The 12,034-nt window shown below is 38.6% G+C and carries 15 protein-coding genes; 2 read left to right on the plus strand and 13 right to left on the minus strand.

Annotated features, from left to right (window positions below; all coding sequences use genetic code 11):
- Window positions 1–155 precede the first annotated feature (155 nt).
- The 6 genes from ACFS5O_RS19780 to ACFS5O_RS19805 form a co-directional block, all read right to left on the minus strand.
- Window positions 156–1,022, minus strand: a complete 867-nt coding sequence (locus ACFS5O_RS19780; RefSeq protein ID WP_205724211.1) for a dimethylarginine dimethylaminohydrolase family protein — start codon at window positions 1,020–1,022, stop codon at window positions 156–158.
- Window positions 1,023–1,245: 223 nt separating this feature from the next.
- Window positions 1,246–1,863 (minus strand): nicotinate (nicotinamide) nucleotide adenylyltransferase, encoded by a 618-nt coding sequence (gene nadD, locus ACFS5O_RS19785; protein WP_205724210.1) that lies wholly within the window; start codon window positions 1,861–1,863, stop codon window positions 1,246–1,248.
- Window positions 1,856–3,343: a nicotinate phosphoribosyltransferase gene (locus ACFS5O_RS19790; protein WP_205724209.1), complete on the minus strand. Its 1,488-nt coding sequence runs from the start codon at window positions 3,341–3,343 to the stop codon at window positions 1,856–1,858. The genes nadD and ACFS5O_RS19790 overlap by 8 nt, the downstream gene beginning before the upstream one ends.
- A 24-nt stretch (window positions 3,344–3,367) precedes the next feature.
- On the minus strand, window positions 3,368–3,916 hold the full coding sequence (locus tag ACFS5O_RS19795) for a cysteine hydrolase family protein (RefSeq protein ID WP_205724208.1): 549 nt from the start codon (window positions 3,914–3,916) through the stop codon (window positions 3,368–3,370).
- 71 nt (window positions 3,917–3,987) lie between these two features.
- The gene (locus ACFS5O_RS19800) at window positions 3,988–4,764 is read right to left on the minus strand and encodes an NUDIX hydrolase (RefSeq protein ID WP_205724207.1); all 777 of its coding nucleotides are present in this window, start codon (window positions 4,762–4,764) and stop codon (window positions 3,988–3,990) included.
- A gap of 273 nt (window positions 4,765–5,037) precedes the next feature.
- Window positions 5,038–5,880: a DUF4037 domain-containing protein gene (locus tag ACFS5O_RS19805; protein ID WP_205724206.1), complete on the minus strand. Its 843-nt coding sequence runs from the start codon at window positions 5,878–5,880 to the stop codon at window positions 5,038–5,040.
- A gap of 118 nt (window positions 5,881–5,998) precedes the next feature.
- On the opposite strand from ACFS5O_RS19805, the gene ACFS5O_RS19810 reads away from it, so the two are divergent.
- The gene (locus ACFS5O_RS19810) at window positions 5,999–6,904 is read left to right on the plus strand and encodes a hypothetical protein (RefSeq protein WP_205724205.1); all 906 of its coding nucleotides are present in this window, start codon (window positions 5,999–6,001) and stop codon (window positions 6,902–6,904) included.
- 20 nt (window positions 6,905–6,924) lie between these two features.
- Window positions 6,925–7,473 (plus strand): GNAT family N-acetyltransferase, encoded by a 549-nt coding sequence (locus ACFS5O_RS19815; protein ID WP_205724204.1) that lies wholly within the window; start codon window positions 6,925–6,927, stop codon window positions 7,471–7,473.
- Between the two features lie 17 nt (window positions 7,474–7,490).
- On the opposite strand, the gene ACFS5O_RS19820 is transcribed toward ACFS5O_RS19815, so the two are convergent.
- From ACFS5O_RS19820 to ACFS5O_RS19850, 7 genes are all read right to left on the minus strand, one after another.
- Window positions 7,491–8,177 carry a YqcI/YcgG family protein gene (locus ACFS5O_RS19820; RefSeq protein WP_137790788.1) on the minus strand — a complete coding sequence of 229 codons (687 nt, stop codon included), beginning with the start codon at window positions 8,175–8,177 and terminating at the stop codon, window positions 7,491–7,493.
- Between the two features lie 81 nt (window positions 8,178–8,258).
- Window positions 8,259–9,275, minus strand: a complete 1,017-nt coding sequence (locus ACFS5O_RS19825; protein ID WP_205724203.1) for a phosphotransferase — start codon at window positions 9,273–9,275, stop codon at window positions 8,259–8,261.
- A gap of 23 nt (window positions 9,276–9,298) precedes the next feature.
- On the minus strand, window positions 9,299–9,604 hold the full coding sequence (locus ACFS5O_RS19830) for a DUF2087 domain-containing protein (RefSeq protein WP_205724202.1): 306 nt from the start codon (window positions 9,602–9,604) through the stop codon (window positions 9,299–9,301).
- Window positions 9,594–10,397 carry a GNAT family N-acetyltransferase gene (locus ACFS5O_RS19835; protein WP_205724201.1) on the minus strand — a complete coding sequence of 268 codons (804 nt, stop codon included), beginning with the start codon at window positions 10,395–10,397 and terminating at the stop codon, window positions 9,594–9,596. Before ACFS5O_RS19835 ends, ACFS5O_RS19830 begins: the two co-directional genes overlap by 11 nt.
- 17 nt (window positions 10,398–10,414) lie before the next feature.
- Entirely contained in the window at window positions 10,415–10,813 is a 399-nt protein-coding gene (locus tag ACFS5O_RS19840) for a DUF2500 domain-containing protein (RefSeq protein WP_205724200.1), read from the minus strand.
- Between the two features lie 63 nt (window positions 10,814–10,876).
- Window positions 10,877–11,047: a hypothetical protein gene (locus ACFS5O_RS19845; RefSeq protein ID WP_205724199.1), complete on the minus strand. Its 171-nt coding sequence runs from the start codon at window positions 11,045–11,047 to the stop codon at window positions 10,877–10,879.
- Window positions 11,048–11,124: 77 nt separating this feature from the next.
- The gene (locus ACFS5O_RS19850) at window positions 11,125–11,787 is read right to left on the minus strand and encodes a type 1 glutamine amidotransferase domain-containing protein (protein ID WP_153239132.1); all 663 of its coding nucleotides are present in this window, start codon (window positions 11,785–11,787) and stop codon (window positions 11,125–11,127) included.
- Window positions 11,788–12,034 lie beyond the last annotated feature (247 nt).

A 12,034-nucleotide genomic window follows, 5' to 3' on the forward strand; every position in this document is an offset into this window, starting at 1 on the left:
AATACATGAAGTATTACAATGAGGAGCGAATTCAAGAAAAATTAGGCTACCACACCCCTATTGAAATGGGGAGTATGGCAGCCTAACAGGTGTTTTATTAATGTCCCAATTGACTATGTCAGTCTACCCACCGGCAAAGACTACTTGGTAACGATTTAATGCATCTCTTCTCGATATAACGGCATCGAACAGCAGCGGAACGAACCACCTGATTTTATGATCTCAGAAATGTCCACTTCTAAAACTTCGTACCCTCTCTCTCGCAGTGCTGCATTAACATTTTTATTTACAGGAAGGCTTAAAACCTTTTTGTTTCCAATGGATAAAACATTCGTCCCCATCGTGAATTGTTCTTCTTTTTCCACTTCAATCACATTAAATTTTGAGGCTAAAAACTGATAGTCTTTTTCCTCAAAAGCATGTTTATAGATTAACGCATCTTTTTCAGACAAAATGTTAAAGACACAATCGAGATGCAGATAAATAGGATCGAATGGTACAGCAACGACATTCATATGAGGCAGCTGTGATTGAAGTTCTTGAATGGTCTCCTCAGAGGTTCTGCCACTCACTCCGATATAAACGGTATCGCCATGAACGATTACATCTCCGCCTTCAATTCGGTCACCTTCGATCAAAGATAGATTAATCTGATGTTCTAATAACCAGTTTCTTAATACTTTCTCTTCTCCATCGCGTATATTGCTCCCCATACGTGATACGAATACCGTCTCACCGATTGTAAATCCAATGTCACGCGTGAAAACTTGTTCGGGAAATTTTTCCATCGCAGGAAGTTTATAAACGTCTACACCGTGTGCTTTCATCGTGTCCACGAAGTGTTGATGCTGTTTCATCGCTCGTTTCATGTTGATGTTGTCTTTTGCAAAATGGCGCTGTGTTTCATTAATTATTTCATCGATCTTCATATATCTTGGTTCACACACAATCACTTTCTTTAATGTGCCATATTCACTATCACAGTTCACGTGTTTGTATTCTCCTTTAATTACGGTAGCCATCTATAATCCTCCATACGCTCATAAGGTATTTATAAGGCTCTTCCCTAAATCAATAGTCCCGTAAACGTTTTTTGCATCTTTCACTAGTTTATTTCTATTTTTTCCAAAAATGGCTGAAAGTTAACTTCTTTTAAAAATATTTAGGAAAATGCAAAAAACAGCTGCCTCTAAGGTACTTCTCAGAGTACCTTAGAGGCAGCTGTTGTTAGGATTGCACCACTCATCAAGAAGAGTACAGTTCGTGTTTTTTTATATATTCATAACAAGCATCAGGCAACAGATACCTTGGCTCCCCACCCTTAGCAAATTCATCACGGATATAAGTGCTGCTAATTTCCATAGATAGCCCTTTATCGATCAGATGAAATCTTGTTCCATTATCATGATTTCTTAGGATGGGTGAACGCGAGATCGTTTTAACCATATTAATTTCATCCCTTGCCATCACAATAAATTTATTGCTTGAGATTAACTTCTCATCATACTTCCACTTACCATCAGCAATATCAACCAGCAGATCTGCTCCCATAATGAAATACACGTCATCATCAGGATATTTTTGTTTGAAATGTTCCATCGTGTAATACGTATATACTTCCCAAGCTTCTTGAAGCATCTCATGATCATCGGCTATAAATGTATGATTATTTGAGATTGCAAGTTGGAGCATCTCCCAACGATGGGTATCAGACGTTTTCATCGTTTTATCTTTTCGTTTACTTGAACATGGAAGGAAGATCACTTTGTCTAGTTTACAGCGGTGTGCAACGGTACTAGCGGTCCATAGATGGACATTCGTTATCGGGTCAAAAGATGAGCCATAGATTCCAATCTTACCCATTGTGAGATTCTCCTTCCCCGATTAATGAAAGTACTTTTGTTTGCACGTCTTGAATGTTCTTCATCTTGTTGTCCCAGCACGCCTGACTAAGATCAACTGGATACTCCTCGGGATACATCGTACGTTTGTATTCATCCCATAATACTTCTAAATTCTCTTTGGCAAAGATCTGTATCTCTTTAAGAGTAGGACTTTCATAGACAACATTACCTTCTACAAAAATATCTTGATGAAGCTCTTTCGCTTTAAAGTTTGTAACAAATTTACTGACAAACGTATGCACAGGATGAAACATTTTTAGTCTAGCTTCTTCTTCGGGCTTTTCGTTGTCCAGCGCAATGTAGTCACCTTCAGATTTGTTATTCTGTGTATTGATGATTCGATACACTTTTTTCAAACCAGGAGTCGTTACCTTTTCAGGATTTCCGCTGATTTTGATCGTGTCTACCATATTCCCTTGATCGTCTTCAATAGAGACAAGTTTGTAGACCGCTCCTAGGGCTGGCTGATCATAAGCGGTGATCAATTTTGTACCGATTCCCCACGAATCTATTTTTGCACCTTGCGCTTTTAGATTGATGATCGTATTCTCATCTAAATCATTTGAAGCAATAATCTTTGTATCTGTGAATCCTGCCTCATCAAGCATCTTTCTCGCTTCTTTTGAAAGGTAAGCAAGATCTCCACTATCTAAGCGAATCCCTTTAAAGTTGATCTTGTTTCCTAGTTCTTTAGCGACCTTTATCGCTGTAGGCACTCCAGAGCGCAACGTATCATACGTATCGACTAAGAACACACAGTCTTTGTGACGGCGGGCATATTTATGAAATGCCGTATATTCATCGCGATACGTTTGGACGAGAGCATGCGCGTGGGTACCTGCGACTGGTATGCCGAATCGCTTTCCTGCTCTTACATTAGACGTTGCTTCAAATCCACCGATAAACGCGGCTCTTGTTCCCCAAATCGCTGCATCCATCTCTTGTGCTCTGCGTGTTCCAAATTCCATCACTCGTTCTTCTCCAACCACTTGTTTAATGCGGGATGCTTTTGTAGCAATAAGTGTCTGGTAGTTTACGATATTTAAAATAGCCGTTTCAATAAGCTGAGCTTCTGCTAATGGTGCTTCTATTCGTATGATCGGTTCGTTTGCAAAAACCAGTTCTCCCTCCACCATAGAGCGAACAGTTCCCGTAAATTTTATTCGCTGCAGATACTCCAAATAATCTTCTTCGTACCCTAGTTTCTCCCGAAGGTAATCGATATCGCTTGTTGTAAACTTAAAATTCTTCAGATAATCTATGATTCTCTCTAATCCAGCAAATACAGCATATCCGTTCCCGAAAGGAAGTTTACGAAAGAAGACTTCAAATACAGCCTTTTTATTATGAATATTGTCCTCCCAGTATGTTTCAGCCATATTAATCTGGTAAAGATCTGTGTGCAGCGCTAAACTATCATCAGCATATTTATTGTTCATTTTCATTACCTCCAAGAGAGTGATTTAGATAACTTTTGCGTTCAAACAGCTCTTAAAATGTCCTAATGCCCACTCATGCCCTGCTTGGTTAAAGCTCGCTACTGCTTTTTCATGAACAACGATCTTAAGTCCGGCATTGTAAGCATCGACAGCTGTATGAAGGCAGCAGATGTCTGTGCACACTCCTACGATGTGAACCTCTGTAATACCACGTTCACGAAGCTTCATTAATAAATCTGTTCCCGCAAAGGCACTGTATCGGGTCTTATCCATCCAATAAACATTTGATTCCGCTTTATGTGTTTCATATACTTTTTGAAGATTTCCATAAAGCTCTCGACCTGGTGTACCTTCAATGTTATGTGGAGGAAAAAGCTCATTCTCCGGGTGAAACTTATCATCGGTATGATGCTGATCAATAGCAAAAACAACAAAATCACCGTTATTGATAAATTGTTCCGTAATAGAAGTGATCTCATTTTCAATATCCTGACCTGGTTTCCCACAAGTTAGTGCACCTTCATCTGCCACAAAATCAAATGTGTAGTCAATATTGATCAACGCTTTTTTCATAATAATTGCCTCCTAATTGTGTTTGTTTAACTATTAACAATTCGTTAATTATTATCATTAAAAAAATTCAATTAATAACGTGCAGTATAGATCGGCTTTATGACATCCATCTCAATGAATCTATAAAGTTTCGTTGCTCTCTTCGACGTTCTTGTTGTTGTTTTTCCTTGCACTTCTTGAATAAAAGGGAGAGATTTTATCTTTCTTGAAAATGATTGATCACTTAAAATAGCAGGATCATTCGTGACGGTTTTTAAAACAGCCTGAAGTTCAGAATACGTAAAGTTTTCAGGCAAGAAATTCTTAGCTACAGTTGTTTGCAACAGATCGTTTGTGATGACTTGGATCGCATCTGCAATGATTTGTTTATGATCGAACGCTAGATTCAGGTTCAATACTTCTTTTATAGAAAACAGTTCGATATCAGCTGCATCATCTTGTGCTTTTCTTAGCGATAGATACGTATCAGGAACAATCGCATAATGAGCGTTCGAGATGATCCATCCTCTAGGATCGCGGCCTGGTTTGTCGTAAACGCCAAATTGTTTAATATGAATGCCTGAGATATTCGTCTCTTCTTCTAGCTCTCGTTTAGCTGCTTGAAAGCCGGTTTCATTGTCTTGCACAAAACCTCCAGGAATCGCCCACTTGTTTGCCTCAATGTTCATATTTCCTTCTGAATCAAGAGCCGCTCTTTTGATCAACATGATCATAAGATCCATCGTAGGAGGTTTATACGCCTCATTTTTTTCTGAGATTATTGTAAAGACACAAATATCGGAAGTGTAACCATCTGGTGTACGATATTTTTTGATGTCGTATTGTTTCAAAGCTTGCTTGTTAGACAATAGTGCCCCTCCTTTTTAATTAACAAATTGTTTATTGTTAATTTATTTATATTCTATTTACCTCATTTTGTCAACAATTAAACTTTATTTTTAAAAAAGGCTGTTGCGGGTACTCATTGTTAGATTTGAGAGCAGTTGATTTCCGTTACAAGTTGCTCGCTTTCCGCGGGGCAGCGGTGAGCGTCCTGTAAAAATAAAAACCACCCGAGAAGACGAATCCACCCGGATGGCTATTCCTATTGTGTATGAATAACGACTTTTTTATACTTGGAATCAGCCTTTATTTTCCGGTCGAACAAACCTCATCTTTTCTTTGTAAGCTGCTAAAAATGGAAGGTCAGGGTAATGCTTCTCCACAAGGTTAAAAACTTCTTCGATCAACAGTTCTAACTCTTTTATACTCTCATGAACATTTTGAATAAGAATACGGGATAGTCGCTCATCTAAATGATCTGGCTTTATTGTGAAGATCTCGCTGTATTTGTGCATCCACTTAAAGGATGGATGATGAATATACAATTTATTTAAACCGAATAATGTTCCGAGAAGTTTCTTCTGTACACCCACCATCAGATCATACAACATGATCCACTCGTTCCTATCTAATAGAGCATAACGGTTGTTCCACCTACTCCATAAAGCTAGATTTTCTTCGATCATGTTTTGTGCTAATTGATCTGGATACACTTCCACTTCTTTTTTCAGTTCTGTGATCACTCGATCTCCGTACAAACTTACTCCATAGAATACAGATGATGCCATGCACTGTTTGCCGTAATCCACTTCATGATCTATTACTACTTCTTTTATCCACGTATTCGCTGTAGTTGTTAAGAAACTGCTAATCTCAAGTTTTATATTTTGAGGCGTTAAATAGCTTTCTGCCCATTCTTCCTCTTCATATGGATGAAACTCGATGATCGATCCATCTATCGCGTGAATAGGAAACATTCGATCTTCATCAGTCGGAGGCTCAGACCAGAAAATATTCAGTTCGATATCCGAGTGCTTGTCTTCCCAGCCTCTTGACACAGACCCTGCCAATAATACAGCCTGCACTTTTTTATTCTCTTTATAAATAGCTGCCATTTTCCTAGCCATATCTTTTAATTTCACTTTTAATTCTCCCGCTTTCATCTAACGTAATTTGCTCTCTTAGTCTACTAACATATGTAAATTACTGATACTATAAGATTATCATATTTTCAGCAATTATCATTAATTAGGAGTACGGATGAAAACTATAAAAAGATATGCTATCTCTCAGGAAACATTGGAAAAGTGGAATAGAATTTTTGTGCCCGTTCTTGATTTTTTTTATTTTAGGAGTAAACCAGAACATTTTCCTTCTCATAAAATAACAGAAATAAACCAAACTGCGTTTACACTCGACGTTCGAACCTCTTTTCTTACGTGGTCTATCGACAAAAAAGCTAAATTTATAAGTGTGATGTCCAATGAAGATTTTCATGCTCTAACCACTTTAGAAAAGGAAAAGATAATAGCAGAACAAAAAGCACTAAGTAGAGGACTTGTTTTTACAGAAGATGAATTAAAGGATCTATTGAAGAATGTAAATTTGCCAGACACCGATTACCAACTGGAAATTTTAAAACAAGGTGCTTCATTCCAAGATATTGTGATTCTTCAAAAGTCCAACTGGGATCAAGTATCAAAAGACGTTCAACATGCTATCCTGATGAACTACGCAGATGATTGGATTACGGAATATGCTTTAGAACCAGAAATACGTGAAAGCTATCAAACTCGATACCCAGAATTATACCCATACATGGACACTTTTCCAGAAAAAAACGGTCCAAACTGTCTTGCGGCTGTCGCTTCAGCTATTCGTTCTTCTACCGATGACATCATGTGTTGGATGCAGGTTGAACCCTTTTTCCATCTATTAGAGAAAAACCACTATCGTCACATTGTTACTTCTTCTGTTCAAGCCACAGATGTATGGGTATGGTTTAATGAGCAAGACCTAGCTGTACATGCTGCTTACCTATTAAGTGAAAAACATGCCTTTAACAAACATGGCCAAACGATGTTTAACCCGTGGCAAGTGATCCAAATTAATGAACTCAAAAAAGCGTGGGCTAACTTTTCATGTAAAATCTATCGAAGAGTCTAATTTAAGGACGGTGTGGTGAGATGCTACAAAAAGATAGAATTCGATTTCGAGAGATGCTTGTGGAAGATTGGAAGGCGGTTCACCGATATGCCTCGCAAGATATTGTCTCTCAATACCAGCCTTGGGGACCGAATCAGGAAGATGACTCTATTGCGTATGTAAATGAAGTGATTAATGACGCAAACAGAAATCCTCGAAAACGGTATGCTTTTGCAATCGTTGAAAAGCAAGCAAACCTGTTGATCGGAGCTGGAGAATTACAGATTACCTCTTTAACAAATCGTGTCGGTGAGATCGGTTATGTGTTTCATCCGGATTATTGGGGAAAGGGATTTGCAACGGAAGCAGGGCAGCTTTTGCTGAAGTTTGGTTTTGATGATCTGCAACTTCATCGCATCTTTGCAACATGTGATCCTAGAAATAAAGCTTCAGAAAAGGTTTTGAAGAAACTAGACATGAAGTTAGAAGGAGTAATACGTGAATCTATCCTACTTAAAGACGGTTGGCGTGACTCTTTGTTATTCAGTATGTTAGAGCACGAATGGACAGATAAAAAAGGACTCAAATAAGAGTCCTTTTTCACGTTTTATTTATGATGAAACGGACATTTTCCAGCTATCGGTTCAACGTCGTCTCCAATAAAATACTGTTTCCATTCACGGTGTTCCGGGTCTCCATAATGACTGATGTTCGGGTGCTTCGGAAGATTATCCCACTTCTCTACACGCTCACGAACTTTCTCCCGAGACATCGCTCCGCCTGGAGATGTTCCTTCTAAGCCTTCAAAGATTCGTCGAGGCTGGAATCCGAGAACTAAGCTGTTACCAAGATCTCTTGTTTTTCTTTGTTTGTATGCAGGTGCGTTCCCGAATACAAAATAAGGCTCATTATCAAATGAAAAAGCGAATAAGTGGTGGTCCGGATCTTTCGGTATATGTTCTGGCCAAGGTTGATTATCTGTTTCGTGCAATGACTGAAGCATCTTCCAAAAATAATCACGGTAATACGGAATGTCTTTCTCTTCTTTTTCCGGCTCAACAAACACAAATAATCCGTGACGAATCAATTTAGGTGCGTCAAAAAGTTTGTTGAATTCTCGAATCGCTTCAGGCAGGTTCGACCAATCATCATGCGTCACATACGCATAACGTAGCTCTCCCTTATTCTCAGCGGCCATTCCAAAATAGCAAGGAAAGGTCTTATTTGTCACCGTCTCATGAAAGGTTTTATACTCTTCAATAACCCATGCTGGTACTTTTTCAGGATTCGTCATATCTTCTTTTTTCAGCAAACATAATTGTTTCGTCTCCACTCAACCACTCCTCTAATCTGTTAATGAGGAATTTCCCTTAAGCTACTTTGTTAAAACATGAATGTTATTTCTTTTTTCCCTGTTCATCATGTTTTCTAATTGTTGCAGATGACGAGCTAACCAGACCATTTCTTGTTGAAACCTTTTGGGAGGCTCTCCTTCATGAGGAACGACATCGATCCACCACGTACTTTCCATGTACCAAACGAATCGTAGAGATATCACTAATCTTTCAATTGATAATTCATTTGTATTATTGTATCCCTTAAGAAATGCCTGGACAGCTTCACGATTTAGCGTATTATTTTTCAGACACGTTGAGATGATCAATCTCCCGATATCCAATTCTAAAAAGTCATAGTTCATCCGATCAAAATCGAGAATCGCCGACAAATGATCTTCGGAAAAGAGCAAGTTATCTACCCAAAGGTCGCGATGACACCAGCCAGGAGTGAGATGATTAAACTGCTCGATATCCAATGCTAAGGTTGCAGTCTTTTGAAGTTCCATTAAAGAACGGATATGATCTAATCCTTGTTCATCACACTTATGTATTTCACTTTGCCAATACTCCAAACGTTCTTCTATAGAAGGAATTTTGAATATCGTTTCTGATTTTGCTGATAATGTTCCATCATTCAATAAAGTGTGAAGCCTTCCAACTTCCTCACCAAGAGATTGCATCTGGTCACTCGAAAGATCGCCTGATGAGATTAGGCTTCCTCCCATGAATCCCATAACAGTAAAGAGCTCACCTTGTGAAGACTTTTGTAAAAGATCACCTTTATATAACAAGAGTTCCGGACAAGCTAATCCTTGTGAGAACAATCTATTTTGTGTACGAAGAGCAGTTTGTATCGTTTGAAGATCGTACTTTTTCATTCGCTCTTTATTGTATTGCTTTATTAGGAAAATGCCTTGATTCGTTTCGATCTTCCGTTTTTGATTGAGCCACCCACGATTGATCGGTGTACCTTTATATACTTCAAAATCAAAACGGGTTTCTACCTCTTCTTTTAAATGAGTCCAAAGACTTTCATTCGATAGCCCAGTCTCCACTTTTATTCACTTCTTTCTAACTATTACTTAAGCTCTTGCCACTTTGTCCAAAGTGTTTCGTCTCTTTTTATGTAATTTCCGGCATCTCGGTCCATGTATCCGTTCACTATAAATTCTCTGCGAATGGTACAAAAATCTTCATGATACGTCTTGATAAATTCATTGATCTCTCGTTCCGTATAGGACTGATTGTCGTTCAATTGCTGAACGAAGTATTCTAAGACCACTAATTTCTTTTTCTTTTGAGAAGGGATGTTCTTTAAGCGCCCGTCTTTGTTTAAAAATGCGTTCAATACACTTTTTTGATAACTATCTAGACTAGTTGTCATTTTGGTTGTTCCTTTCTTTACAGAAATTAATTGTCCATTTTTCGATGTCTTTAAAGCCTAACCTTTTATAGATACGACCAGCTTCTGGGTTGTCATAAAATAATGACAGTGTCTTATTTTCTTGAAAAAGGTTATACATCAAGTGTTCTATACAGATGCTTGCCAATCCTTTTCCCTTTTTCTCAGGCAGGGTACAGACACCTGATACCATGGCGGCTACAGATGTCTCACAAACGGTAGATGCTGATGAGATCAACTTGTTATCTTCTTTAATCACGAATATCCTAGACCATCCATTATTCATCTGATCAATAAATGATTCCGGATTATACTCCCTCTTAAATTCAGGAACTTCTTGATAAAAAGAGATGAGCTGAGGAATTTCTTCTTTGCTTATACATCTGACTGAATCTGAACGGTTGAGATCTGGCTTGGGATCACATTTTGCATAATAATAACTTTCGCGTTTATCGTAACCGTCTGTAATGAATGGTTCTATCTCTTTTGTTAAGCGTTCAATTCCATTCACTTCTTTTTCATTGGTATCTGTATTGATGATGTCCGCAAACTTCTGTAGATTACATTCCGTTTCCCAGTACGGTGTATATTTGTTCTTGAATTTACACAGCACAGCGATTAAATCACCTTTGGAATCGAACTGACCCCAAAGCGTCTGGATATCCGCTTCGTACCCATATGATTCTATTCCCCACAACGTAAACAGGTTCTCTGCGGGCTTCTTGCCCAGAAGTTTCATTATGTTCTCATGATCACTTTGATTTAATTTCCTCATATGTTTGTATCCTCAACTTATAGAGAGTGGGATTGCCTATTCCGTTCGAAGCCTAAATAACGTGTTCCTTGAAAAGTGAGTGTTCCTTTATCACCTTCAACTAACGTGCCATATTCTTGTGCCTTAACATGAAACTCCATTCGGTCCCCGCTCTCTACCTCAAACGTGACATAGTACCATGTGGAAGCAGACGTATCATTAGAACCACCGCTTACTTCACTCCTTTTCGTAACTACTTCTGCCGCGACGGATCGTACAGGCTGCTTGTTATTGCTACTCCATTGACTGATTCCTTTTACGATGACAATCACAAAAACACTGATAACGATTACAAAGACAGCACCAATAAAAATGGGAACGATATCAAACATCAAATCTCCGCTGCCGCCAAATCCTGGTTCTTCAAAACCCTCCATAACTTCATCCCCCTATCACCTACTTACCATAATATTACATACGAAAGTGAAAAAATAGAAGTTTCAGAATAAATGCATGTCTTTTACGGTACGTGTTTTTATTTCTGTTACGCGTTCACCGGTAAATGCTTTCTTACCACCTGAAAAAACGTCGCGACGACCGGTAACATGGTAATAACCACCTGAACGAAGTCTCTTTTCACCGATAACTCGCCTCTCACCACCATAAAACACAAAAAGGACTTCCTTTTCACCAAGGAAGTCCTCACAGAACTGAGACCAGCTCTAGGCTGGTCCTTTCGAATAAACTTCTATTGTTTGTCCAACACATCAATCATGCGAAGCGCTACACTTCTACTCGATTGAGGATTCTGTCCTGTAACAAGTGTGCCGTCTGTTACCGCGAAATCTTCCCATTTTCCTGCTCGTTGAAACTCTGCGCCAAGTTCACGAAGCTTTGTTTCGAGTAAGAATGGTACTTCTTTCGTTAGCTTCATTTCTTCTTCCTCTTCATCCGTAAAGGCTGTAACTGTTTTTCCTTTTACGATTGGTGTACCGTCTTTAAGTGTTGCCGTTGTAAGTCCAGCAGGACCATGACAAACACTACCGATTACTTTATTAGTTTGTGCCATCTGACTTACTACTTCTTTTAAAGCCTCACTCTTTGGAAAATCAAATACGGTACCATGACCGCCCGGTAGATAGATCGCATCATAGCTCGTCGCATCTTCAGAAGTAAGTTCTGCAGTTCCTTCCAGCTGTGCCAGTGCTTCCTTATAAGTTTCTTTATCCACACCTTCTAAACTGTTCGGATCTAGCGGAACATCTCCACCTTTAATGCTTTTTACCGTAATATCATATCCTTTGTCACGAAACTCGTTGAAAGGAACCGCAAACTCCTCTAACCATAGCCCTGTCTTGTTATTACCGATGTTTTGATGATTTGTGACGACGATCAATACTCGTTTTGTCATTGTTACACTCCCTTTCATTACATTACGTTTATCATTTTTCCCGATTCTTATGATTTAAAACACGATGAAATCATGAAGGTGTCAAAATGAAACGGTCGATTTTGTCGAAAAGCCTATAAACTGATTTTTATGGCCTATAAATTTTTTTGAAGGACTATAAATTTATCATTAGGGACTATAAATTATTTTGAAGGCTTATAAATGTTTGTTTACGGCCTATAAGTACTAATCCACAAAAAAAGCCTTC

It is taken from the genome of Fictibacillus nanhaiensis, from assembly GCF_042686385.1.
GTDB lineage: Bacteria > Bacillota > Bacilli > Bacillales > Fictibacillaceae > Fictibacillus > Fictibacillus nanhaiensis.

Excerpts from the sequence above, each read along its gene's own strand:
- ACFS5O_RS19840 (WP_205724200.1), bottom strand. The coding sequence starts at position 10,813 with ATGGAGGGTTTTGAAGAACCAGGATTTGGCGGCAGCGGAGATTTGATG.
- ACFS5O_RS19780 (WP_205724211.1), bottom strand. The coding sequence starts at position 1,022 with ATGGCTACCGTAATTAAAGGAGAATACAAACACGTGAACTGTGATAGT.
- ACFS5O_RS19810 (WP_205724205.1), top strand. The coding sequence starts at position 5,999 with ATGAAAACTATAAAAAGATATGCTATCTCTCAGGAAACATTGGAAAAG.
- ACFS5O_RS19850 (WP_153239132.1), bottom strand. The coding sequence starts at position 11,787 with ATGACAAAACGAGTATTGATCGTCGTCACAAATCATCAAAACATCGGT.
- ACFS5O_RS19790 (WP_205724209.1), bottom strand. The coding sequence starts at position 3,343 with ATGAACAATAAATATGCTGATGATAGTTTAGCGCTGCACACAGATCTT.
- nadD (WP_205724210.1), bottom strand. The coding sequence starts at position 1,863 with ATGGGTAAGATTGGAATCTATGGCTCATCTTTTGACCCGATAACGAAT.
- ACFS5O_RS19835 (WP_205724201.1), bottom strand. The coding sequence starts at position 10,397 with ATGAGGAAATTAAATCAAAGTGATCATGAGAACATAATGAAACTTCTG.
- ACFS5O_RS19830 (WP_205724202.1), bottom strand. The coding sequence starts at position 9,604 with ATGACAACTAGTCTAGATAGTTATCAAAAAAGTGTATTGAACGCATTT.
- ACFS5O_RS19795 (WP_205724208.1), bottom strand. The coding sequence starts at position 3,916 with ATGAAAAAAGCGTTGATCAATATTGACTACACATTTGATTTTGTGGCA.
- ACFS5O_RS19815 (WP_205724204.1), top strand. The coding sequence starts at position 6,925 with ATGCTACAAAAAGATAGAATTCGATTTCGAGAGATGCTTGTGGAAGAT.
- ACFS5O_RS19820 (WP_137790788.1), bottom strand. The coding sequence starts at position 8,177 with ATGACGAATCCTGAAAAAGTACCAGCATGGGTTATTGAAGAGTATAAA.